This is a genomic window from Mycobacterium sp. BK086, from assembly GCA_004362315.1.
Taxonomy (GTDB): Bacteria; Actinomycetota; Actinomycetes; order Mycobacteriales; family Mycobacteriaceae; genus Mycobacterium.
In genome coordinates, this window is sequence record SNWL01000008.1 from 154,872 (window position 1) to 177,725 (window position 22,854).

Here is a 22,854-nt window from a genome sequence, read left to right on the forward strand (position 1 = left end):
CCAACCAGACTACGGTCTCGGCGGTGGCGTTGCGTAGAGTTTGGCGAGGTCGACGCGAACCGTCGGCCACGAAAAACGATCCCGTGCCGCATCGTGCAGGGCGATGCTGTAGGCACGCAACTCCTCGGGACCGAGCGCTGCGAGCGCATCGTATTTCGACCAGAACTCCTCTGGCGATGAGAACAACAAGCGATCGCCGTCGGCGACGTAGTCCGTCACACCGTCGATACGGCTCAAGAGCGCGGGTAGATAGCAGTTGTAGGCCTCCAGCAGCGCATTGTTCGCGGTTGCAAACGTCAACGGGAGTAGCAGGGCGAACGACTCCCGCATCAGGGTGTTGTAGCTCTGCGCGTCGAGTCGCGGGTGGCACACCACGCCGGTGTGTTCGGCGAAGCGATCGCGAGTCGCCTCGTCCATGCCGACGAGGCTGATCTGGACTGAACGCGAACCGCGTTGCGCCGCAATCTGTTCCACCATATCGAAGTCGCGGTAGTTGGCACCGACGACGATCAGACGCCGCGGCTCCCGGGAGCGCTTTTCGAAGAGCTCGACAGAAGGCTCACCGTCTTGGGTGAAGGTGAACCCGTGAGGTACGAATTCCACTTCCGCGTTGGGAAGCAGCCGGCTGAAGACCTCGCGCTGCTGGCTGCTCAAGGCCACGACGACATGCGCGGCGCCCAGCGAGAACTGCTTGATGCGGTGGTGCGTGCTGCGCGTCGGTCCGAACCACTGAGTGTCGTCGAGATGGACCGTGTAGACGATGCGCTTCCCGAGCAGGCGAAGTATCCAGGGCGACACGTACGCCGTCGCCTCCGGGTGGAAGTAGTGCACCGCGTCGTAGCGGAGGCCCCGCACGATGGTGAGCAGGTCCAGCAAGAGGAAGTTCAGGTGCCGCGGTCGGGTGGATTCGAGACGATCCGCGAAGGGCAGGTTCTCCCCGCTCACATAGTCGCGGGGATCAGCGACGACCTGGTCGTACCCCGAGCCGGGATTGAGGTGGAGATAGTGGAACCCGGAGTACAGCACGCGAGCGGAGCCGGAACGTTTCGCCATCATGTCTGCCCTTCCGTGGCTCTGTCTCTGTCTCGAGCCATGAGTAGTGTCGCGAAGATCAGACCGCTGGTCGGGAACTGCTGCATATTGGGCCAGAGGTCCCACACGGCTTCGGTTGTTGCGATGACGAAAAATGCTATGAGATAGCCGAAAACGGCGATCTGCTCATTGCGGAGGCGTATCGCGCGAACGGCGACGATCGCACCGATCCAGATCGGCAGCAATGCGGCCACCCCGGCCAAGCCTGACTTCACGAGCGTATCGATGAGAATGTTGTGACCGGTGCCCGGGCCTGCCCAGATCACGAGCTCCGCCGCCGACTGGCCGTAGGCCAAGAACCAGTTGAAACCCGAACCGACGAACGGGGAATGCTGCCAGAAATCCAGGGCTTGCGACCAGATGAACGCACGTCCGGTGAACGTTTCTGGGCTCAGATCCAACAGTGGAACAACAAGTGCGGCCGAAAGGGCAAGGCTCGCAAGCACGGTGCCCGCGAGCCGGACCGAAACCATCGTGCGCAGCCAGCACAGTGTCCACCACAGCATGACAACCGCCGAAGCGGTAACCGCGGTTCTGGTGGCTGACAGAACAATCGTCGTGAACAGGATCGACGCGCAGATCACCCGCCACCTGGTCCCAGGTATGAGCGGAACCAAGGAAAATGCGACCCCGCAATACATCCCGAGGGCGTTGCTCTGACCAAACGGGCCGGCCAATTCCCAACCGGCAACCAGGGATTTCCGCGACACCAGGTTGTACATCATGTATTCGGGGATAAGCAGCCCACCGATGATGGAGTACACGCCGACGCACGTCACCAGGATCGGAATCCACTTCAGTTCGGCTACCCGTGCCCCGGTGTTCCAAATCGCCACCAGCACAACGTTGGCCAGCACGATTTTTATCAAGTCCGGTGGCAACACCGGTTCTGGCCCGATGACATACGGCAGATTCAGTGCCAGCAACAACAGGCCCAACCAGGTGATGTCCCGGTTCGGATGGCCGGGCATGAATGCGATCACACCTGCCACGACAAGTAACAGGCCCGAGAAGGCCCATCGGGAAAGACCCGCGATGGGGGCCTCCGCGGAGATCAAGGCTCGTTCGATTTCGAGATCGGGTGTGTGCTTGAGGATCAGGTGGTTGATGACTTCGGGTATCACCACGAGACTCATCGCGGTCGCCAGCAACACGACATACGCACGGTTGCCGGCTCGAAGGCCCGATGCCGCGGCGTCGATCCCACGGACGGGCGCCGACAGAAAAGTTCCCAGCGCATTCGGACCAGTCGGCGAAGGCCTGGGATTACCGCCCGCCGATCTCGGTGGCGCGGCTATGAAGGCGGCTTGTGTTCCGTTGTCTGCCGATTGGTTTCGCGCCATGACTCTGCCGACCTAGATCACTTCTGTTGCGAGCGGCGGCGACCCCGACGGCTTGGTGAGCTCGAATTCTGCTGCGGGGCACTGTAATACCTCGTCTCAACGGAGTTCGGCTTCTTGGTTGGGGCCATCGTCACCACGGCGCCGAGCAAGGGTGCCCCGGCCCGGCTGAGGGCCTCTGCTGCGTGGGCAAGCTGCGTGCGCGTCGTCTGACCGAACCGGGCGACGAGCAACACCCCTTGAGAATCTCCGGCCAGGATCGCCGCGTCTGTGACCAGCATCGGCGGCGAATCGACGATGACGTAGTCGAACGTCGTGGCCAATTCGGTCAGAACTTCTCTGGCGGCCTGAGACCCGAGTAATTCCGTCGGATTGTCGGGCGGGGCGCCAGCGGGCAGCACGGTCAATCGCGGAAAACGAGAGGCCTGCAGTGCTTCGCTCAATGGCGCCCCGCCGGACACCACCGTGCTGAAGCCGATCTGCTGATCGATGTCGAGGTACGAGGCGACCTCAGGATGTCGAAGATCGCCGTCGACGACGATCACATTCTGGTCCGCTTCTGCCAGCGCCAACGCAAGATTGATCGCTGTTGTCGTCCGGCCTTCATCGGGCATGGGGCTCGCCATCACGACGATCCGCGACGTGTTCGCGATCTCCAAAGACTGCAGGTTGATCCGCAACGCTCGGAAAGCCTCGGCAACAACGGAGCGATCGTTCGCGAACGCAATCACCGGTTGCTGTTGGCGTTCAGGCCGAAAGGGGATCGAGCCGATGACGCCGACGCCGGTCGCCTTTTCGACCTCCGTCAGTTTCCTCACGCTGCGATCGAGACGGTCGCGGATCACCGCCAGGACGACGCCGATCACGAGCCCCAATGCCCCGGCAATGCCGAGAATCCGCTTTTTCCTCGGAGTTGCCGGAGTAGCGGGCTCCTCTGCGCGTTGCTGAACTATTACCTGGGCGTTTGGCCGAAGTCCTCCCGAGGGCGTCTCCAGATTGGCGACCATGACGGTGAATTCGTCGGACAGTGTGTTGGCGATATCGCGCGCCCGCGTTGGCGATGGATCCAGCACCGAGACATCGATCAGGACCGTGTCCGCCGGGGCGCTGGCGGTGATCTTCTGCTGCAGTTGCGCCGGGGTCATATCGAGGTTGAGTTTGTCGATCGTGCGCTGCGCGAGGATTTCGCTAGCCAGAAGCTTTGTGTAGGAGACCACGCGGCGCTGCGCAAACAACCCGCCGTCGTTTGCCTGGGTGGCATTGCCGTCTGCCGTCGCCCCGACAAACAGGCGCGTCGAGGCTTCGTATTGGGGAGTGACCAGGAGCAGATATGCCACCGCGGCAAGAATTGTGACGGCGATTGTCCCGCAAATGATCTTCCAGCGGGACCGCAAGATCTGCGTCAAGTCCTGACTAGTCAATTGCGACCCCTCCATCGCCGGTACGGCCAGCGTAACTTCCACTCGCACGCCGGACGTCCGATAAGCGCCTACCTTCTTGGCGCTCTCTCACAAGGTAGTTTGACATCCCGCAGTGGGGGTCGTGCCGTTTGCGCACTTGGCACCTCACATGTGTTGCCCGACGGAGATCTTCCTGTGTCGGGCATGCGACCAGCGAACGTCGCCGTCCATCGATGAAGAACACGCATGATCCGATGTGCCGACCGGTAACGTGCCGCGCCTGTTAGTCTTGCGAGACTCGAACACCGAAAGTAGACAGCGTGCATCCGGTCAGTTCAGTTTTCTCAACGATTTTGCTGCGACGCCGCGGTTCGAGTGCCGGTAGTTTCGTTGGTGGCCAATCATGATCTTCTTTCGGAACGCCCTGCGCACCATTCTTTCCGCCATTTTGCTGGCCCTGCCCACCCTTCTCGCCGGGCCTGCTACGGGTCCGGCGGGTGCTGCTCCCGATCAACCCGCCGATCCGGCAGTAACGGCGTTGCCGTTGCCATGGACTGCCCTCGGATTGAACCCTTCTCTGGTTCTGGGACCCAACGCCAACATGGGTGTCACCGTGCCGGTGCCCGCCGGGCTGACAGCCGCGCGGGTGCAGGGGTCGATCGAGGTGCCCATGAATGTCAGCCCCGGCTACGTCGAGGTCGATGGTGGCGACGGCACGTTCCTCGGTGCGGTTTATGTGCCTGCCGCCGGGCCCGATCGGCTCGTGACACCGTTCGACATCGATATCTCGGCAGCGCGGCGAGGGCCCTCGTCAGTCGACTTGTCGTTTGCCTTCCATCCGATCGAACGTGCCGACGAGGTCTGCGCCACTCAGCAACTGACGCTGAACAATCTGGTGACGGTGTTCGCGGGGGTCGAACCCGCGGTGACGTCGGTGGCGAGTTTCTTCCCGTCGGTGGTGAAGCGGTTCACGATCTACGCACCGACCGACGCCGACACGGCTGAGAAGCAGGCGGTGCTGACGTTGGTATCCACGTTGGCGCGGCTCTATCAACCCCAACCGCTGGCGATCTCGGTCCTCACCCAGCCGCGTGGCGCGATACCGCCACCGGCGCCGTCTATGGAGCGGGCGATCGTGGTCGAGGCCGGACCGGTGGGCTACACCGTGGTGAACCCGAGCAGTCCGGCTGCCTACCTTCGGATTTCGGGCCGTGGTGACTCGCTGACAGCTCAGATTTCGTTGCTCGTCACCCAGATGCAGTCGCTGGTGCAGTCTCCCACTGCGCGGGTCGACCAGGCAGGCGCCACTGAGACCCGCGGCGGAGACACGCTGACGTTCAGCCAGTTGAAAATGGCCGGGAAGACCGATGTCCTGCGGACCGGCACCATGTCGGTCGGTGTCGACCGGTCAGCGCTGAGTGCCGGCCGCATCGACAGCGTCCAGGTGCACCTGCTCGCCGACTACACGCCCGTCGCCAAGGATGACCGGGGAGCCGTGGTGATTCGCTCCAAAGGCGTCGTCGTCTACCGGGCGTTGCTGGACGGCAGTGGTCGCCTCGACACGACCTTCGACTTGGAGCGCCCCGACTTCGGCCAGGGAATCAACCTGGACTTCACCCTCACCTATACCCCGGTCCAGGTGTGCGGACCGCTGCTGGCCCCCCTCACCTTCCAGGTCGATCCACGTTCGACGTTGACCATCCACCGGGGTGGGCCCCCGCTCGATGGATTCACCGCTCTGCCATCGGAGTTCAGTCCAGGTTTCATGGTCGCCCTTGACGGCAGTGGGCCCAACCAGCTGTCTTATGCCGCCCAGATCGTCGCCGAGATCGCGAGCCTCACCAGCCGCCAGCTGACACCTCAGGTCGTGGACGTGAAGACCGCCGCCGACGCCGCAACCGGCGCATTGATCGTGGCCAACGCCATGGCGATACGGCAAACCTCGCTGAACCCGCCGGTCGGGGGCGACGGCGCGGGGGTGACTGTCCGACTGCCCAGCGAGCTCGGCCTCAACGTCGACGGGGGGATCGGGTCGATTCAGGCCTTTGCCGACCGCCCCCGAAACCGTGCGGTTGTGCTCGTCACCACGACCACCGGGTGGAACCTGGTCGACCCGCTGTTCAGCTACCTGGCGGGCCTCAAGAACGGGTGGGCGGAGTTGACCGGAGACGTCCTGGCCGCCGGTGCCGATGGCGTGCCGACCAACGTCGCCGTGCGCGCCGAGGCCGACACCTTTCAACCGGCGCCGCCGCACAAGACGAGCCCGCTGGTCTTCGTCGGCATCGGGGTGGGTGTGCTCGCGGCGATCGCGATTGTCGCGGCGACCCTGCGGTCGGGTCGGCGCCGCAACGCCGCCGCCGCATCGCAGGCACCGTCAGACCCGGGTGCCTGAAACGCGCGTCGCGCAGGTTAACGTTTGGCTGGCAACGGTCACGGCCCGGCGCGGATAGGGGAAGCTTAGGGGATGACCGATACCGTCCTGGTGCTCAACTCTGGTTCGTCGTCGCTGAAATACCAACTGGTGCAACCCGATACTGGGGCGTCGCTGGCCCACGGGATTGTCGAGCGGATCGGTGAGCAGACCTCCACCGCGACACTGGTGCTGGGCAACAATGAGATTCGCCGCGACGGCCCTGTCGGCGACCACGAGGCCGCGCTGCGGACGGCATTCGATTTGTTCGCCGAGGCCGGCCAGGCGCTGGACAGCCTAGGGCTGGTCGCCGTCGGTCACCGGGTGGTGCACGGGGGCCAGGATCTCTATCGCCCCACCGTCATCGACGACGCGGTGATCGCCAAGCTGGAGGAGCTCGCCCCGCTGGCACCGCTGCACAACCCGCCCGCGGTGCTGGGTATCGAAGTCGCCCGCCGGGTGCTGCCGGATCTGCCACACGTCGCGGTGTTCGACACCGCGTTCTTTCACGACCTGCCCGCCGCCTCGGCCACGTATGCGATGGACCGGGAGTTGGCGCAGCGCTGGCAGATTCGCCGCTACGGCTTCCACGGCACCTCGCATCAGTACGTCAGCCAGCACGCCGCGCAGTTCCTCGATGCTCCGATCGAATCGCTCAACCAGATCGTCCTGCACCTGGGCAACGGAGCGTCGGCGTCGGCGATCGCGGGCGGCCGGCCGGTCGACACCTCGATGGGCCTCACACCGATGGAGGGGCTGGTCATGGGAACCCGCTCCGGGGACATCGATCCCGGCGTCCTGGTGTACCTGTGGCGCACGGCCGGAATGGGTGTCGAGGAGATCGAGACGATGCTCAATCGACACGCCGGTATGTACGGGCTCGGTGGCGAGATCGACTTCCGGGTCGTGCATCAGCGGATCGAATCCGGCGACGAGGCAGCGCAATTGGCCTACGACGTGTATATCCATCGGCTGCGCAAGTACGTCGGCGCGTATCTGGCTGTCCTCGGGCACACCGATGTGGTGACGTTCACCGCCGGTGTGGGTGAGAACGACGCGCGTGTGCGCCGCGATGCGCTGACCGGGCTGGCGCCGTTGGGGATCGAGCTCGACGAGCATCTCAACGAAAGTCCGGCCCGGGGTGCGCGACGGATTTCGGCCGACAAGTCACCGACCACGGTCCTGGTGATCCCGACGAACGAGGAATTGGCGATCGCCCAGGCCTGCATGACGGTGATCTAGCGCGGCGGGCGGGGGTCTCCTGGGTCGTCGGGGTCGGGATCGCCGAACCAGCGCGACGGAATGTGCTCGGGGTAGTTGTCGTGCCAGCTCCACCACTCGTAAGGCTTGCTCTGCGGGTAGCCCTGCGGCGAATCCTCCCAGGTCTCCTGGCGGCCCAAGGCGGTCATGTCGAGGAAATGCCATGTGTTGACGAAGATCTCGTCACCGCGGCTGTCGATGAAGTAGGTACGGTAGATCTGGTCGCCGTCACGAATGAAGGCATTGGTGCCGTGCCATTGGTCGACGCCGAAGTCGACGTCGAAGGCGTTGTCGGGACCGGGCAGCATTGTGAACCACGGGATGTCCCAGCCCATGGCGGCCTTGATGCGCGCGACGTCGGTCTGGGGTCCGCGCGATGTGTAGACCAGAGTGGTGTCGCGGGCGTTCAGGTGCGCGAGGTTGCCGATGTGGTCGGCCATCAACGAACATCCGACACAACCGTGGTCGGGCCAGCCGTGGACGCCGGGATCCAGAAAGGCGCGGTAGACGATCAACTGGCGGCGGCCGTCGAACAGGTCGAGCAGGCTCACGGTGCCGTCGGGCCCGTCGAACTCGTACGTCTTGTCGACCGGTGTCCAGGGCATTCGCCGTCGCTGCGCGGCCAGCGCGTCGCGCGCTCGGGTCAGCTCCTTCTCCTTGACGAGGAGATGTTGGCGGGCGGCGTCCCAGTCCTGTGCCGAGACGATGTCAGGTGTCTTCATCGGTGCTCCCTCGTAAACATTAAACAAATACGTTGAATATCTTCCTCCAGAGAACCACGGCTGCGGGTCTATAGTCAACAAGATGGTTGAAGATCAGGTTCTGGACCGTGCGTACGCCGCACTGGCCGATCCGACCCGGCGGCACCTGATCGAGGCGCTGCGGGGCGGCGACGCTCGGATCACCGACCTCGCGGCGCCGTTGCCGATGACGTTCGCCGGGGTCTCGCGCCACATCGGCGTGCTGGAATCGGCCGGACTGATCCAGCGCGAGGTGCGCGGCCGCGAACACTGGGTGTCCCTGCGGCCGGAAGGGCTTAGCGCAGCACAACATTGGATCGACGAGCAGACCCGGTTCTGGTCGGCGCGCGCCGATGCACTGGCGGCGCGCCTGCGCCGAAAGAAAGGGCAGGGCCGATGAGCGAGACCGTGACCGTCGTCGTCGAGCGGGTCATGCCGGCCATACCGGAGGACGTGTTCGACGAGTGGCTTGATCCGGAGGCGCTGCAGGAGTGGATGTGTCCGCACCCGGTGCGCGTCGTCGATGTCAGCGTCGACGCCCGCGTCGGGGGCACGGTGCGCTTCGACGTCGACGACTCGGGCGCGCGGGTGCTCATCAGCGGGCAGTTCCTGACCATCGAGCGCCCACACCTGCTCCGGTTCACGTGGAGCAACTCCAACTGGGAAGATCCGACACAGGCCAGTGTCGTCACCGTGACGTTCGAGGCTGTCGGCGCCGACGAGACGTTGATGTCGATCGAGCATTCCCTGCTGCCGCCAAGCGAATTCGAATCGTTCCACACCGGCTGGATCGTCACGTTCGGCCAGCTCGCCGAGAAACTGGAGCGCTGACGCCGGGAGTCACCGTCGATCCTGTGGATAGCCGAAGGCACGGTGCCGGGTCGCATGGCAACCTGCACCCGTGTGGGATGGCAACCAGCCCTTTATCGGGAGCGAAGCTCTGGCATGTGGGCTGCTGAATCGCCATCAGCTGCGAACTCGATTCCGTGCGCTGTTTCCTGACGTATACGTGGACAGAAAGACTGAGATCTCACTGTGCGAGCGAATTGCCGCCGCGTGGTTGTGGTCGCATCGCGAGGCCACCATCGCTGGGCTCTCTGCCGCGGCGGTGCATGGCACGAAATGGATTTCGGACGACACGCCCGTTGAGCTGATCCACCACAATGCACGACCACCCTCTGGAGTCGTGACCCGGCGGTCGCTGCTGCATGACGACGAGGTGCAACTGCTCGACGGTCGACGGGTGACGACCCCAGCCAGGACAGGCTTTGACATTGGGCGGCGCGGCAGGTTGTCATCCGGTGTCGCTCGGCTCGATGCGCTGGCGCGAGCGACCAAGCTGCGCGCCGAGGAGGTTGCGGCGGTGGCCGCCCGCCATCCCGGTGCGCGTGGGCTGCGCCAGCTGGAATCAGCACTTGACCTGATCGACCGAGGCGCAGAGTCCCCGCAGGAGTCGTACTTGAGACTGGTTCTGATTCGGGGCGGGCTGCCGCGACCGACAACCCAGGTACCGGTGTACGCCGAGGACGGCACGGTTGTCGCCTATCTGGATATGGGCTGGCCGGAATTGATGGTCGGTGTCGAATACGACGGTGACCATCACCGCACGGACAGGCGACAGTATGTGCGAGATGCGCGCCGCAAGGACCTGGTCGAAGAGCTGGGCTGGCTGATGGTCCGAGTGGTCGCTGAGGACCATCCCAAAGACATCCTGCTTCGGGCACGGCGCGCGATCGCCAAGCGAGAACTGACTGTGCGCTGAGGGTTTCGAGTGTGCGTCCAGGGCGGGATTCTCGGCCGAACGTCGCCCTGAGCGCACAGTCGACGCCGTGAGCGCACAGTCGATCCCAAGCTAGTCGGCGTACGGTCGGCAGCCGTGGTTCGCGGGACGTGCTTCGTGTCGGCCATCGCGGTGTGGGCAGTGGCGACCTTCAGCGCCGTGGGCACCTACGCGCCCGTGCTGTTCTGGGTTCGCGCGCTGCAGGTGCTGCTGCTGTTGCAGGTCGTGCCGTTCCTGCTGGCCCTGAGCCGGCCGCTGACCGTGTTGGGCGTGGGGGAGTCGCAACTGGACTCGAGATTCCTGCGGATCGCCTGCTCGCCACTCGTGACGTCCATCGCCATGCTGGCCACTCCCTGGCTGCTGTACCTGACACCCTGGTACGTCGCCTCGATGACCGGACCGCTGGCCGTCGTGACGCAGGGGCTTCTCGTGTTCATCGGTTTCGGCTATTTCTACGCTCGCCTGCAGGCCGATCCGGTACCGCAGCGCTTTTCCCCGCTGGTATCCATCGGGATCAGCGTTGTCGAGTCCCTGGCTGACGGCCTGCTCGGTATCGTCCTGTGGCTGGGACCGCTCGTCGCCGCTGACTATTACACTGCACTACAACGCAATTGGGGACCGAGTGCGCGGATTGACCAGTCCATCGGTGCGGGCATCCTGTGGATCGCCGGGGACGTGCTGAGCATCCCATTCCTCGTGGTTCTCATGCGCAGGCTCGGTTCGCACGAACGCCGACGAGCAGTCGAGGTCGACACCGCGTTGGACGAGAGCCCCGCGTCGACGCTGTGGTGGGAGAACGATCCGCAATTGCGCGATCGTTTCCAGCATTAGAACGTGCTCGTGGGCCGCACGTTGTTCGCCATGTCGACCAGCGCATAGCGGTGCGCCTGGCTGGTGGCCACCCGGGCCAGGCTGCGCAACGAGGCTTCGACACCAAGGCGCAGACCGTGTTCGGTGAACGGGAAACCGAGGATGTGGTTCGTGCTTGCCGAGTTCTCGGACATCCAGTCCATCGCGGTGCCCAGGACCAGCGCACGGATCTGCAATACCCGCGGCTCGGAGTCGGGCAGTGCCTCCACCCGGTGCGCGGCATCGCGGATCTGCTCTTCGGTGAGCTCGTGCGCCGACCGCCCGGACAGCAGCGTCACCGCACTGGTCAACCGCGCGGTGGTGAAATGCCGTGACGAAGCCGGGACTTCGTCGAGTGTGTTCACCGCGTCCTCGCGGTCGCCTTCGACCGACTGCGCCCGGGCCAGGCCGAAGGCGGCTGAAATCGAGTTGTTGTCGGTGTGCCACACCGTCCGATAGAACGGCAGCTCGTCGGACGTTGCGGCCAGCTCGGCGGTGGCCGCCAAGGCCAGCTTCGGCGCCAGCTCACCCGGGAAGATGTCCAGGACCTCGGTGAAATGCTTTGTCGCCGACTCGTAGTCACCGGTCAACACCTCGGAGACGGCCTTGAACCAGATCAGCCGCCAGCGCCACCCCACCCGCTCGGCCAGGTCGTCGAGCTTGCGGTTCGCCTTGGCGACGTCGCCGAGGTCGAGCAGTGCCCGCACCTCCATCAGGGGAAGTTCGATCGATTCGGCAAGATCGACGCCCTCGGCATCCAGTACGCCGTGCCGGGCCGCGCGCAGCGAGTCCAGCGTCTGGACGGGCTGCGAGAGCACCGTTGACGAGAGTACGGTTGCGGCGATATCGGTGGGATCCACGAGCGGAACCGGAAGTGCGGTAACGATTTCGGCGGCCGTCAGTTTCTCGGCATGGGCCAGCCCGTCGAGGTAGACATCGGTGTGGGCCACCAGCAATTCCACGCCGAACGCCGCGCGGGTGCGGGTGAACACGTTCGACAGACCAGGCCGCGGGACTCCGGTGTCCTCGGCGACCACCTCGCGCAGCACACCCAGCAGTTGCCCGGACATCTCCTCGGCGCTGGCGAACCGGCGACGCGGATCGGGATCGATGGCCCGGCGCAGCAGCCTGGCGAACGAATCGTATTTCAGCAGCACCGGATCGTCGTCGGGCAGGCCATCGACATAGCGGCCCTTGCGCGTTCGCAGATCCAGTGTCAACGCGGCCAGCGTGCGGCCGACCGTGTAGATATCACTGGCGACGGTCGGGCCGGTACGCACGATCTCAGGCGCCTGGTAGCCGGGTGTGCCGTAGAGGTAGCCGAACGAGTTGATCCGCGATACCGCGCCGAGGTCGATCAGCTTGAGCTGTTCCTCGGTGACCATCACGTTCTCGGGTTTGAGGTCGTTGTAGCACAGGCCGATCGAATGCAGATAGCCCAGCGCGGGCAGGATCTCCAGCACGTAGGCGATCGCCTCCGACACCGGAAGCTTCTCGCCCTTGGGCATTTTCAGCGACTTACCGCCGACGTACTCCATCACGATGTAGCCGACCGGCTCACCGTGCTTGTCGGGATGCTCGACGAAGTTGAAGATCTTCACGATCGACGGGTGGACGACCTCGGCGAGGAACTGGCGCTCGGCCATCGCGATCGCCTGCGCCTCGGCGTCACCGGAATGCACCAGGCCCTTGAGCACCACCGGGCGTTCGTTGACGTTGTGGTCGACGGCCAGGTACACCCAGCCCAGGCCGCCGTGCGCGACGCAGCCCTTGATTTCGTACTGATCGGCGACCATATCGCCGGGAACCAGTTGCGGCACGAACGAATACGCGCTGCCGCAGTGCGGGCACCACCCTTCGGAGTCGGCCGCGCCATCCTTGGTCGAGCGGCCCACCGGGCGTCCGCAGTTCCAGCAGAACCGTTTCGACTCCGCGACAACGGGATCGACCATCAACGCTGTCAGCGGGTCGATCTCCGGGAACCGGGGAATCTCCACCAGGCCGCCGCCCAGGCGCCGGGTCGGCGAGAGCTTGCGGGCAACGGTCGGATGGTGCATGGCTTCCGGCTCGGTGCCCACGCTGCCGACCGAGTCGTCGTCGTCATCGTCGAAGTTGGGCCGGAAGATCGCCTGGGTGGCCATCGGCCGCATCGTCGACATCGAATCGACGGCGAGGTCGTCGAAACTCGCCGGCTGGGTGCCGACGTCGACCTCTGGCTGATCCGGGGTTTCCATCAGTCCAGATACCTCGGTGTCGGGGGAGCGGGCGCGGGCCCCAGCACCGTCAACCATTTGCGGTACAACGTGTTCCATGTGCCGTCGCGCCGGATGCGTTCCAGCGTGCCGTTGACGAACCGCACCAAACCGGTGTTGGCCAGATTGATCCCGATGCCGTACGGCTCCTGGGCCATATTCGGTCCGATGATGTGCAAGTACGGATCCTGGGCCACCAGGCCTGCCAGGATCGAGTCGTCGGTGCTGATCGCGTCGACCTCACGCTGCTGTAGGGCCACCAGGCAGTCCGCCCAGCTGACCACCGTCACGATGATCGGCGGCGGGGCGATCTGGCGCACCCGGTCCAAGGACGTCGTGCCGCTGGCCACGCACACCCGCCGACCGGACAGATCGGACGCCTGCGAGATGGCCGACTCCCGCGGGGCCAGAATGCGTTGATAGGCAGTGAAATACGCCGTGGAGAAGTTCACCAGCTTGCGGCGCTCACAGGTGATCGTCATGGTCTTGACCACGATGTCGACGGTGTTGTTCTGCAACGCGGTGATCCGGTCGGCCGAGGACAGGATCCGGTATTCGACGGCCGAGGGGGTGCCGAAGATGTCGCGAGCCACCTCACCGGCGATGTCGACGTCGAAACCGGTGATCTCCCCGGTGATCGGATCGCGGAACGAGAACAGGTTGCTCCCGACGTCCAGGCCGACGATCAGGCGCCCACGACCGCGGATGCCCGCCACCGCCGCGTCGGCCTCAGCCTTCGTGGGGAACGGTTTGAGACTGGCGGTCCGATCGCAGTTGTTCTCGGTCGGGTCCGGCGGCTGCGGCGGTTCGGGCGCCAGCTCCTGCATGCCGGCCGGTGTCGGCGGTGCCAGGGTCGGCACCGGTGGGGTTCCCAGGTATTCGGTCTTGGCGCAACCGGAAAGGGCGATCGCCGCGGCGATCACGAGGCACAGCATCCGGCGCATTTTCATCAGCGGTACTCGCTCAGCCGCGGCCACAGCCCCAGCGCCACCGCCAACGCCGCGCCGACCGAGAGCACCACACCGCCGACCGTCGTGCCCGACAGCACCCGCCTGGCGGACAGGATGTCGTTGCGGAGTTGGTTGCGGCTCTCCCGGATACCGAGGGACAGCGCGTCGTCGAGCTTGTCGAACGCCGGCGTCGAGTCGTCCTCGCCGGTGCCCAGCGCCACCTGGGTGGCCGCCTGGTAGTTGCCGACCGAGATGTAGGCGTTGATCCGTTCATCGGCCTGCCGCCACTTGGTCAGCAGCTGGTCGGCGTTGGCCAGATCGTTCTTGGCGATGGCGTCGTTGCGGGCCAGATAGTCGGCGAGCTGAGTGTGCATGGCTTCAACGCGTTGGTAGTAGGAGCGTTTCCGGACGTCTTCGTCGCCCCGCCGGATCAGCGACAGCGTCTCGTCGGCGCGAGCCTGCTGGGCGGTGATCGCCAGGTTAGTCACCGTCTTCAGTGACTCGGCCGCGGTGTCCTTGGCCGCCCGGCTGCCCGCGGTGGAGATCAGCAGTGCCGACCCCACCCAGATGACCATCACGACGATCGCCAGACCGCCGGCGATCAGACCCACATTGATCCGGCGTTTGGTGCGGTCGGCCAGCCACCGATGGCCGAACACCCCGAACAGCAGGGTCACCGCCACGATCGCGATCACCGGCGCCGGGATCCGGGTGGAGGCCGTGGTCTCGGCGTCGACTCGGGCCGAGGTCTCCTCGTAGAGCCGTTGCGCGTCGGGCAGGATCTGCTGCTGCATCAGCGCCGACGCCTCCGACAGGTACGACGAGCCGACCGGGTTGCCCATCCGGTTGTTGGTGCGCGCCGTCTCGATCAGCCCGGTGTAGACCGCCAGCTGCGCGTTGATCCGGCCCAGCAGCTGCACCAGCGGCTCGTCGGTGAGCCCGCTGGACGCCCGGGTGACCGCGACGGCCGCGTCGGTGATCGCCTGCTCATACCGCTGTCGCACGGCGCGCGGCTCGGAGCCGGCGATGAACGCGGTCGCCGCCGCGGCGTCGGCCACCGACAGCGTGGTGTACAGCTGGCCGGCGGCGAACGACAGCGGCTCGGTGTGGTTGAGGACGGTGGTCAGCTGGGTCTGCCGGTTGGTGATCGTCGTCGAGGTGGCGAATGCGGACAGGATCCCCAGCGTCGCCAGGATCAGGCCGAGGGTGAGGATGCGACCCGGGGTGCTGCGCAGGAACCACCAGCGGGGGTGAGCGGGCAGGGTCGGCGTCCGTTGCCCCAACGGCTCAGTCGACGGGTGTGCCAACTCAACGGTCACCGCTCGCGGACCTCATTCCCTGTTGTCTCAGATCCCTTGCTGCCCTGTGCCGGTATACCCGACATGCTTCCTGAGACAATCCTAAGAGGTCGTGTGACGGATGGGGCGGGATCGACCGACCTACTCCGGCGTGGCGTGCTTATCCTGAACGCGTGCGTGGGGATGGCGACGGCTGGGTGGTGTCCGATACCGGCACCCACTATTGGGGTGTGTACGGTGCCGCCGGTCTGTTGTTGCGGGCGCCCCGCGCCGACGGCACGCCCGCCGTACTGCTCCAGCACCGCGCCCCGTGGAGTCACCAGGGCGGCACCTGGGCGTTGCCCGGCGGTGCACGCGACAGTCATGAAACCCCCGAGCAGGCCGCGGTGCGCGAAGCTCACGAGGAGGCCGGGCTGCTGGCCGAGCACGTGCATGTCCGCGCGACGGTGGTGACCGCGGAGGTCTCCGGTGCCAGCGGTTCGCACTGGAGCTACACGACCGTCGTCGCCGACGCCCCCGAACTGCTGAACACCGTGGCCAACCGGGAGAGCTCCGAATTGCGCTGGGTGGCCGAGGACGAGGTGGTCGAGCTGCCGCTGCACCCCGGTTTCGCCGCCAGCTGGGAACGGCTGCGCATCACCGCGATGCTGAGCGCGCACGATCATGACGAATGCCTGAAACCGGTGCCGCACACCGTCGAGATCCAGTCCGGGGTCTTCGGGTGGTGCACGTCGGCGGCCGCTGAGGTCAGCTAGTCAACGCTGCGCGCAGCCGGGTGGCCGCGGCCCGGGGGTCATCGGCCGCGGTGATCGCACGCACCACCACGATTCGGCTCGCGCCCGCCCCCAGGACCTCGGGCAGGCGCTGCTCGTCGATTCCGCCGATGGCGAACCACGCCTTGTCGGGTCGCACCGCCGCGACCTCACGCACCAGGTCCAGACCGGGTGCCGGGCGGCCGGGTTTCGTCGGCGTCGGCCAGCAGGGGCCGACGCAGAAGTAGTCGACGTCCTCCGTCAGTGCGCGGGCAGCCTCACCGATCGCGTGGGTGGAACGGCCGATCACGGTCTGATCGCCGACGATGTCGCGGGCCACCTCCAGCGGCAGGTCGTCCTGGCCCAGATGCAGCACGTCGGCACCGGCCGCGCGGGCGATATCGGCGCGGTCGTTGACCGCCAGGAGGGCGCCGTGCCGACGGGCGGCGTCGGCCAGGATCTCCAGCGCCTGAAGCTCCTCGCGAGCCTCCAGCGGGCCGAACTGCTGTTCGCCGGGCGAGCCCTTGTCGCGCAGCTGGATCAGGTCGACGCCACCGGCCAGCGCCGCGTCGGCGAACTCGGCCAGATCGCCTCGTTCGCGGCGGGCGTCGGTGCAGAGGTAGAGCCGTGCGGTCGCGAGCCTGGTGTGAGGTTCGTGCACACCGCGACGGTAGCGGCTAGCGTGGACGGTTGGCACGGGAGCCCCGGGAGCGGGGCTGAGAGTGGAGCGATAACCCTCCAGACCGTCACCACCTGATCCGGGTCATGCCGGCGAAGGAAGCGAAAGGGATATGTCGAAGGAATCTCTGGCCGTCGTCGGGGGCGGTGTCATCGGTCTCGCGGTCGCTCGCCGCGCGGCGCTGGACGGACTGGCGGTGCGGGTACATCGGTCACCATCCTGGGGTGCCTCGTGGGTGGCCGGCGGCATGCTGGCCCCGCACAGCGAAGGCTGGCCCGGCGAGGAGAAGCTGCTGGCGCTCGGCCTGGAGTCGCTGCGGCTGTGGCACGGCGGTTTTCTGGACGGTCTGCCCGACGATGTGGTCACCGCTCGTGAGTCGTTGGTGGTCGGGGTGGACCGGGCGGATGCTCAAGACCTTCGGACGGTCGCCGACTGGCTGTCGGCCCAAGGCCACCCGGTTTCGGTCACGACCACCGCCCGCGAAACCGAACCGCTTCTGGCCCAAGGTATTCGGCATGGCTTCATCGCCGCTGACGAACTCGCGGTGGACAATCGCAAGCTGGTGAGTGCCCTCGAGGCCCGCTGCGAGCAGCTCGGCGTTCAGTGGGCGGCGCCGGTGGAGCGGCTCGACGACGCTCGCGACGGCGCGGACACCGTGGTGATCGCCAACGGCATCGACGCGCCCGCGCTGTGGCCCGGTCTGCAGGTACGCCCGGTCAAGGGCGAGGTACTGCGGTTGCGTTGGCGGCGCGGGTGTATGCCGGTGCCGCAACGCGTGGTTCGGGCCAGGGTGCACGGCCGTTCGGTGTACCTGGTGCCGCGGGCTGACGGGGTGGTGATCGGTGCGACGCAATACGAGCACGGCCGTGACACCGCACCCGCGGTGACCGGTGTGCGGGAGCTGCTCGACGACGCCTGCGAGGTGATGCCGGCTCTGGGCGAATACGAGCTGGCCGAATGCGCGGCGGGGTTGCGGCCGATGACCCCGGACAACATGCCGATCGTCGGCCGTCTCGACGAGCGAACATTGGTGGCCACCGGACATGGCCGGTCGGGATTTCTGTTGGCGCCGTGGACCGCGCAGCGGATCGCCGCCGAATTGATTGGAGCACGGGCGTGAAGGTGATGGTCAACGACGAGGAGCGGGAAGTCGACGACGACACCACGGTGTCGGGACTGCTGGAGACTCTCGGCTTTCCCGAACGCGGGATCGCCGTCGCGGTGAACTGGACGGTTCTTCCTCGCTCACAATGGAATTCGGCGGTACCCGAGGGTGCCCGGATCGAAGTGGTGACGGCGGTGCAAGGTGGTTGAGCAACTCACGATCGCGGGCCGCATGTTCGGCTCGCGGCTGATCATGGGCACCGGCGGTGCGCCGAACCTGACGGTGCTCGAAGAGGCGCTGATCGCGTCGGGCACCGAGATGACCACCGTGGCCATGCGCCGAGTCGACGCCGAGGGCGGTACCGGCGTGCTGGACCTGTTGACCCGGCTGGAGATCGCGCCGCTGCCCAACACCGCGGGGTGCCGCGGTGCCGCAGAGGCGGTGCTGACCGCGCAACTGGCCCGCGAGGCACTGGGCACCGACTGGGTCAAGCTCGAGGTCATTGCCGACGAACGGACACTACTGCCCGACGCGGTCGAATTGGTGCGTGCGGCAGAGCAATTGGTCGACGACGGATTCGTGGTGCTGCCCTACACCAACGATGACCCGGTGCTGGCCCGCCGACTCGAAGACATCGGTTGCGCGGCGGTGATGCCGCTGGGCTCACCGATCGGGACCGGCCTGGGGATCTCCAATCCGCACAATATCGAGATGATCGTCGAGGCGGCCGGTGTGCCGGTGATCCTGGACGCCGGGATCGGTACCGCCAGCGATGCCGCACTGGCCATGGAATTGGGTTGTGATGCGGTGCTGTTGGCGAGTGCGGTCACCCGTGCCGCCGACCCGCCCGCGATGGCCGCAGCGATGGCTGCTGCCGTCACCGCCGGTCTGCTGGCCCGGCACGCCGGGCGCATCCCCAAGCGGTTCTGGGCGCAGGCGTCGAGCCCCAGCCTCGCATGAGCCGGTACGTCGCGCTGGGCAGCTCGATGGCGGCTGGGCCCGGAATCAAGCCTCGCGCAACGGGATCGCCGGTCGCGGCCGGCCGGTCGGCCAACAACTATCCGCACCTGGCCGCCGAACAACTGGGTGTCGACCTGGTCGACGTCACCTACTCCGGAGCCACCACCGCCAACGTCCTGCGTGAACCCCAGCGCGGCGCGCCACCCCAGATCGACGCCCTGGACGGCTCGGAGGAACTGGTCACCGTCACCATCGGCGGCAACGACGTCGGTTACGTCCCACTGCTGTTCGCCGCTACCCTGCCAACGATGTTGCGGTCCATGCCGATGATCGGTGGCTGGCTGCGCGACCTGCTGGATCCGCGGGCGCGTGACGCGGCGCTCGATCAGGTGGGCGCGTCCCTGCGGGAAGTCGGCCAGACGCTACGCGAGAAGTCTCCACGCGCGCGAATCCTGTTCGTGGACTACCTGACCCTGCTGCCGCCGGCCGGAACACCCGCCCCACCACTGCCCGACGATGTCGCCGACCTGGGCCGTCACGTCGCGCAGCGACTGGCCGACGAGACTCGGGAAGCCGCCCAGGCCACCGGATGTGAAGTCGTCCACGCCGCGGATGCCAGCCGCGATCACCACGCCTGGTCGGCCGACCCGTGGACCATCGGCGCGGGCTCGCTGCTGCCGTGGCGGCCGAAACCGTGGCATCCCAACGCAGCCGGTATGCGCGCGGTCGCCGACCTCATCGCGGCGACGGTCCGTCAACCGTAGGTGTTGGCGGGTGGATCAATCCGCGTGAGAGCCGACACCTCGAGTGTCGGTATCGACGACGTGCCCGAGTAGGTCTGCCCGGCAGGCACGGTGCCCTCGACCCGAAGCCAGGTGTTCTCCGGCAGCGCCGCGGCGTCGGCCACGGCCGGGCCGGACAGATGAAGCCGCGCCAACTGCGCGTCGGCAGCACAACAGATGATCACGATCTTGGCCAGATCGACCCGATCGCCGTCGCGCATGATGAACCCGGTTGTGGTGATCGGCCTGCCGTCCAATCCGCCGACCTTGCCGACCGCGACGCGCATCAGCACCTCGGGCAGTGACACCGCAGGCGCCGGCCCGGCGGGCAGCGGCGGAAACGACAGGGCACCGGTCACCGTCACCGCTGCCGGTGCCGCCGCCCTGGCGCTCAATGCCGGTGGCACCACGAAGATCAGCAGCACCACGGGAAGGACGAGCAGCCAGACGATGCCGTTGCGGTGAACATGCCCGACGTGGTCGTGGCCGGCGCCGCCGCTGCGGACGTCCCGCACGATCGCCGCCAACGCCAGCGCGATCACCACCGCCGCCGAGATCGCCAGCCACGGCAGCATCGCCGGTTTGACGTAGCGGGTGTACGCCCCGGTGATCGTCACCATCACCAGTGCGATCCCCACGATCAGCAGCAGCGTGTTCTCGGTTTCGCGCCTCACAGCAGCACCACTCCCACCGCCGTCGCCAGCACCGTCGCGACCACCAGGGTGACCGGGGCGAAGCGGAGCGCGAAGCTCCGCCCGAACAGACCCGCCTGCATGGCAACGAGTTTCACGTCCACGGCCGGACCGACCACCAGGAACACCAGCCGCGGTATCAGCGGCACCATGGTGAGGCTGGCCGCCACGAAGGCGTCGGCCTCCGAGCACAGCGCCAGCACGAACGCCAACAGCGCCATGGTGATCACACCGATCACCAGATGACCGGCGATGTGCTCGAACATCCACGGCGGCACAACAACTCGCAATGTGGCCGCCGCGGCGGCACCGATCACCAGATACGAGCCGGCCTGCAGGAAGTCATGCCGCGCGGCCTCGCTGAACACCGTCCAGCGCGACTGGCTGTCGTCGTCTTGGCGCGGCAGCGTGCGGGTGACCCAGCCGGGGCGCCCCCACTTCGACCACAGCACTCCCATGACGACCGCGGTGGCCAGCGAGGCCACGCAGCGGGCGGCCACCATCTGCGGCTGACCGGGGAACGCCACCGCGGTGGCCACCAGCACCACCGGATTGATCGCCGGCGCGCTGAGCATGAACGTCAGTGCTGCCGCCCCCGTCGTCCCCTCGCCGAAGAGGCGCCGGGCCACCGGAACCGATCCGCACTCACAGCCCGGAAGCGCGGCGCCGGCCACCCCGGCGGCGAGCACGGCCGTGGGCGTCCGCTTGGGCAGCCACCTGGCCAGCCGTTCCGGGGAGACGAACGCGGCGATCAGACCGCTGATCACCACACCGAGCACCAGGAACGGCACGGCCTGCAGAAAGACCCCGGCGAACACCGTGCCCGCGGTCGCCAACCGCGGGTTGCCCGCCACCCCGTCACGCATCCAGGTACCGACCAAGGCGCACACCACGAGCCCCGCCACCAAGACCTCGGTCGAGGTCACCAGGCGGCGGCGCGGGGCGGTCACGGTCATCGAGCAACATCGTGCCACCCGAACCTGCGTGCGCGCCGATACGTCTAACCTGGGCGCGGTGAAGTACAGACAGCTGACCGCAGTGGCCCTCGCCGGCGTGGTGGTGACCGTCGCCGGATGCAATCACCCGGCCCAGTCGACGCAGCCCGGCACGGCCCGCACGCCGGCCGCGGCGTTCGCCGACGGACTGCGCAAGCAGGTCAGCACCGATGCGATGTATGCCCACCTGGAGAAGCTGCAGGGCATCGCCGACGCCAACGACGGAACCCGGGCGGTCGGCACCCCTGGCTTCGATGCCAGCGTCGACTATGTGGCGGGCGTGCTGCGCGATAAGGGGTTCGACGTGCAAACCCCGCAGTTCCAGGCCAGGGTCTGGCAGTCAGGCAAACCGGATCTGCGGGTCGGCGGCAGCGAGGTCACCGCCCGCGCCATGGAGTTCAGCCTGGGGACGCCGCCGCAGGGCATCACCGGCCCGCTGGTCGCCGCGCCGGCCGAGGACACCCCCGGCTGCGCGCCGGCCGACTACGACGGCCTGCCCGTCAAGGGTGCGGTGATACTGGTCGACCGGGGGAGTTGCCCGTTCAAGGACAAGCAGGAGATCGCCGCCAAGCTGGGCGCGGTCGCGATGGTCGTCGCCGACAACGTCGACGAACAGCGCATGGGCGCCACGCTGGGCGAGGACACCGACGTCAAGATCCCGGTGGTCGGCGTGACGAAAGCCGACGGGGCTGCGCTGCGGGCCAAACCGGGTCCGGCGACGCTCAAGCTCGAAGCGGAGACGAAATCCGTCAACGCCCGCAACGTCATCGCCCAGACCAAGACCGGCTCGGTCAGTGATGTCGTGATGGTCGGCGCGCATCTGGACAGCGTTCCCGAGGGGCCCGGTATCAACGACAACGGCTCGGGGGTGGCCGCGGTGCTGGAGACGGCCGTGCAACTCGGTCCGAACCCCGACGTGAAAAACGCTGTGCGGTTTGCCTTCTGGGGAGCAGAGGAGCTCGGCACGATCGGGTCGAAGAAGTACATCGAGTCGCTGAATGTCGATCAGCTCAAGGACATTGCGCTGTACCTCAACTACGACATGATCGGCTCACCCAACCCGGGCTATTTCACCTATGACGGAGACCAGTCCACTCCGCCCGGACAGGGGGGCGCGATCCCGCGGGTGCCGGAGGGGTCGGCGGGAATCGAGCGCACGCTCGTCGCCTATCTCAAGGCGGCCGGGAAGACCGCCCAGGACACATCATTCGACGGTCGGTCGGACTATGACGCGTTCACCCAGGCCGGGGTGCCCAGTGGCGGGCTGTTCTCCGGAGCCGAGGAGAACAAGACCCCCGAACAGCAGAAGCTCTGGGGTGGGACTGCCGACGCGCCGTTCGATCCGAACTATCACAAGAGCACCGACACCCTGGCGCAGATCGACAAGACCGCGCTGGGAATCCTCGGTGGCGGAGTGGTCTACTCGGTCGGGTTCTATGCGCAGGACCAGGACGGCCGCAACGGGATTCCGCAGCGCGAGGATCGCACCCGCCACCTGATCACCGACGCGTAGCTCGA

At 66.6% G+C, this 22,854-nt stretch carries 22 protein-coding genes and 1 riboswitch; of the genes, 12 read left to right on the top strand and 10 right to left on the bottom strand.

Annotated elements, in window-relative coordinates:
• Nucleotides 1-9 precede the first annotated feature (9 nt).
• The 3 genes from EV580_RS27130 to EV580_RS27140 all read right to left on the bottom strand — a co-directional run bounded on the left by EV580_RS27130 (nucleotide 10) and on the right by EV580_RS27140 (nucleotide 3,868).
• Nucleotides 10-1,053, bottom strand: a complete 1,044-nt coding sequence (locus EV580_RS27130; protein ID WP_166654919.1) for a glycosyltransferase family 4 protein — start codon at nucleotides 1,051-1,053, stop codon at nucleotides 10-12.
• Nucleotides 1,053-2,246, bottom strand: coding sequence for an O-antigen ligase family protein (locus tag EV580_RS27135; protein ID WP_286171878.1), 1,194 nt, complete (start codon nucleotides 2,244-2,246; stop codon nucleotides 1,053-1,055). Before EV580_RS27135 ends, EV580_RS27130 begins: the two co-directional genes overlap by 1 nt.
• 206 nt (nucleotides 2,247-2,452) lie before the next feature.
• Nucleotides 2,453-3,868 carry a tyrosine-protein kinase domain-containing protein gene (locus EV580_RS27140; RefSeq protein ID WP_133695963.1) on the bottom strand — a complete coding sequence of 472 codons (1,416 nt, stop codon included), beginning with the start codon at nucleotides 3,866-3,868 and terminating at the stop codon, nucleotides 2,453-2,455.
• Nucleotides 3,869-4,235: 367 nt separating this feature from the next.
• Here EV580_RS27140 and EV580_RS27145 point away from each other — a divergent pair, with 367 nt between their 5' ends.
• Nucleotides 4,236-6,224, top strand: a complete 1,989-nt coding sequence (locus EV580_RS27145) for a hypothetical protein (RefSeq protein ID WP_133695310.1) — start codon at nucleotides 4,236-4,238, stop codon at nucleotides 6,222-6,224.
• Nucleotides 6,225-6,296: 72 nt separating this feature from the next.
• Nucleotides 6,297-7,484: an acetate kinase gene (locus tag EV580_RS27150; RefSeq protein WP_133695312.1), complete on the top strand. Its 1,188-nt coding sequence runs from the start codon at nucleotides 6,297-6,299 to the stop codon at nucleotides 7,482-7,484.
• On the opposite strand, the gene EV580_RS27155 is transcribed toward EV580_RS27150, so the two are convergent.
• A complete protein-coding gene (locus tag EV580_RS27155; protein ID WP_133695314.1) occupies nucleotides 7,481-8,224 on the bottom strand; it encodes a DUF899 domain-containing protein in 744 nt (247 codons plus the stop codon). The two genes, EV580_RS27150 and EV580_RS27155, sit on opposite strands and share 4 nt — an antisense overlap.
• An 82-nt stretch (nucleotides 8,225-8,306) precedes the next feature.
• On the opposite strand from EV580_RS27155, the gene EV580_RS27160 reads away from it, so the two are divergent.
• From EV580_RS27160 to EV580_RS27175, 4 genes are all read left to right on the top strand, one after another.
• Nucleotides 8,307-8,642: an ArsR/SmtB family transcription factor gene (locus EV580_RS27160; RefSeq protein WP_133695315.1), complete on the top strand. Its 336-nt coding sequence runs from the start codon at nucleotides 8,307-8,309 to the stop codon at nucleotides 8,640-8,642.
• Entirely contained in the window at nucleotides 8,639-9,073 is a 435-nt protein-coding gene (locus EV580_RS27165) for an SRPBCC family protein (RefSeq protein WP_133695317.1), read from the top strand. The genes EV580_RS27160 and EV580_RS27165 overlap by 4 nt, the downstream gene beginning before the upstream one ends.
• Nucleotides 9,074-9,143: 70 nt before the next feature.
• Nucleotides 9,144-10,004 carry an endonuclease domain-containing protein gene (locus EV580_RS27170; protein ID WP_133695319.1) on the top strand — a complete coding sequence of 287 codons (861 nt, stop codon included), beginning with the start codon at nucleotides 9,144-9,146 and terminating at the stop codon, nucleotides 10,002-10,004.
• A 114-nt stretch (nucleotides 10,005-10,118) separates the two neighbouring features.
• Nucleotides 10,119-10,853 carry a cytochrome c oxidase assembly protein gene (locus EV580_RS27175; protein ID WP_133695321.1) on the top strand — a complete coding sequence of 245 codons (735 nt, stop codon included), beginning with the start codon at nucleotides 10,119-10,121 and terminating at the stop codon, nucleotides 10,851-10,853.
• On the opposite strand, the gene EV580_RS27180 is transcribed toward EV580_RS27175, so the two are convergent.
• The 3 genes from EV580_RS27180 to glnX are packed head-to-tail and all read right to left on the bottom strand — an operon-like array spanning nucleotide 10,850 to nucleotide 15,392.
• A complete protein-coding gene (locus EV580_RS27180; RefSeq protein WP_133695322.1) occupies nucleotides 10,850-13,105 on the bottom strand; it encodes a serine/threonine-protein kinase PknG in 2,256 nt (751 codons plus the stop codon). The two genes, EV580_RS27175 and EV580_RS27180, sit on opposite strands and share 4 nt — an antisense overlap.
• Nucleotides 13,105-14,073 (bottom strand): glutamate ABC transporter substrate-binding protein, encoded by a 969-nt coding sequence (locus EV580_RS27185; RefSeq protein ID WP_183517086.1) that lies wholly within the window; start codon nucleotides 14,071-14,073, stop codon nucleotides 13,105-13,107. The genes EV580_RS27180 and EV580_RS27185 overlap by 1 nt, the downstream gene beginning before the upstream one ends.
• Complete coding sequence (glnX, locus tag EV580_RS27190) at nucleotides 14,073-15,392, bottom strand: protein kinase G-activating protein GlnX (protein ID WP_133695324.1); 1,320 nt, start codon at nucleotides 15,390-15,392, stop codon at nucleotides 14,073-14,075. The genes EV580_RS27185 and glnX overlap by 1 nt, the downstream gene beginning before the upstream one ends.
• Before the next feature lie 152 nt (nucleotides 15,393-15,544).
• On the opposite strand from glnX, the gene EV580_RS27195 reads away from it, so the two are divergent.
• The gene (locus EV580_RS27195) at nucleotides 15,545-16,126 is read left to right on the top strand and encodes an NUDIX hydrolase (protein ID WP_133695326.1); all 582 of its coding nucleotides are present in this window, start codon (nucleotides 15,545-15,547) and stop codon (nucleotides 16,124-16,126) included.
• Here the strand turns inward: EV580_RS27195 and thiE are convergent.
• Nucleotides 16,119-16,784 carry a thiamine phosphate synthase gene (gene thiE, locus EV580_RS27200; protein ID WP_133695327.1) on the bottom strand — a complete coding sequence of 222 codons (666 nt, stop codon included), beginning with the start codon at nucleotides 16,782-16,784 and terminating at the stop codon, nucleotides 16,119-16,121. The two genes, EV580_RS27195 and thiE, sit on opposite strands and share 8 nt — an antisense overlap.
• Nucleotides 16,785-16,808: 24 nt before the next feature.
• Nucleotides 16,809-16,920, top strand: a riboswitch (TPP riboswitch).
• Here thiE and thiO point away from each other — a divergent pair.
• The 4 genes from thiO (at nucleotide 16,915) to EV580_RS27220 (ending at nucleotide 19,631) form a co-directional block, all read left to right on the top strand.
• On the top strand, nucleotides 16,915-17,922 hold the full coding sequence (gene thiO / locus EV580_RS27205) for a glycine oxidase ThiO (RefSeq protein ID WP_133695329.1): 1,008 nt from the start codon (nucleotides 16,915-16,917) through the stop codon (nucleotides 17,920-17,922). Its footprint overlaps the riboswitch before it by 6 nt.
• Nucleotides 17,919-18,116, top strand: coding sequence for a sulfur carrier protein ThiS (gene thiS, locus EV580_RS27210; protein WP_133695331.1), 198 nt, complete (start codon nucleotides 17,919-17,921; stop codon nucleotides 18,114-18,116). The genes thiO and thiS overlap by 4 nt, the downstream gene beginning before the upstream one ends.
• Nucleotides 18,109-18,867, top strand: a complete 759-nt coding sequence (locus tag EV580_RS27215) for a thiazole synthase (RefSeq protein ID WP_286171880.1) — start codon at nucleotides 18,109-18,111, stop codon at nucleotides 18,865-18,867. Before thiS ends, EV580_RS27215 begins: the two co-directional genes overlap by 8 nt.
• Complete coding sequence (locus EV580_RS27220) at nucleotides 18,864-19,631, top strand: SGNH/GDSL hydrolase family protein (RefSeq protein ID WP_133695332.1); 768 nt, start codon at nucleotides 18,864-18,866, stop codon at nucleotides 19,629-19,631. Before EV580_RS27215 ends, EV580_RS27220 begins: the two co-directional genes overlap by 4 nt.
• Here EV580_RS27220 and EV580_RS27225 read toward each other — a convergent pair.
• Nucleotides 19,622-20,323, bottom strand: a complete 702-nt coding sequence (locus EV580_RS27225) for a TIGR03943 family putative permease subunit (RefSeq protein WP_133695334.1) — start codon at nucleotides 20,321-20,323, stop codon at nucleotides 19,622-19,624. The genes EV580_RS27220 and EV580_RS27225 overlap by 10 nt on opposite strands.
• A complete protein-coding gene (locus EV580_RS27230) occupies nucleotides 20,320-21,297 on the bottom strand; it encodes a permease (protein WP_133695335.1) in 978 nt (325 codons plus the stop codon). The genes EV580_RS27225 and EV580_RS27230 overlap by 4 nt, the downstream gene beginning before the upstream one ends.
• A gap of 58 nt (nucleotides 21,298-21,355) precedes the next feature.
• On the opposite strand from EV580_RS27230, the gene EV580_RS27235 reads away from it, so the two are divergent.
• Nucleotides 21,356-22,849, top strand: a complete 1,494-nt coding sequence (locus tag EV580_RS27235; RefSeq protein ID WP_286171881.1) for a M28 family metallopeptidase — start codon at nucleotides 21,356-21,358, stop codon at nucleotides 22,847-22,849.
• Nucleotides 22,850-22,854 lie beyond the last annotated feature (5 nt).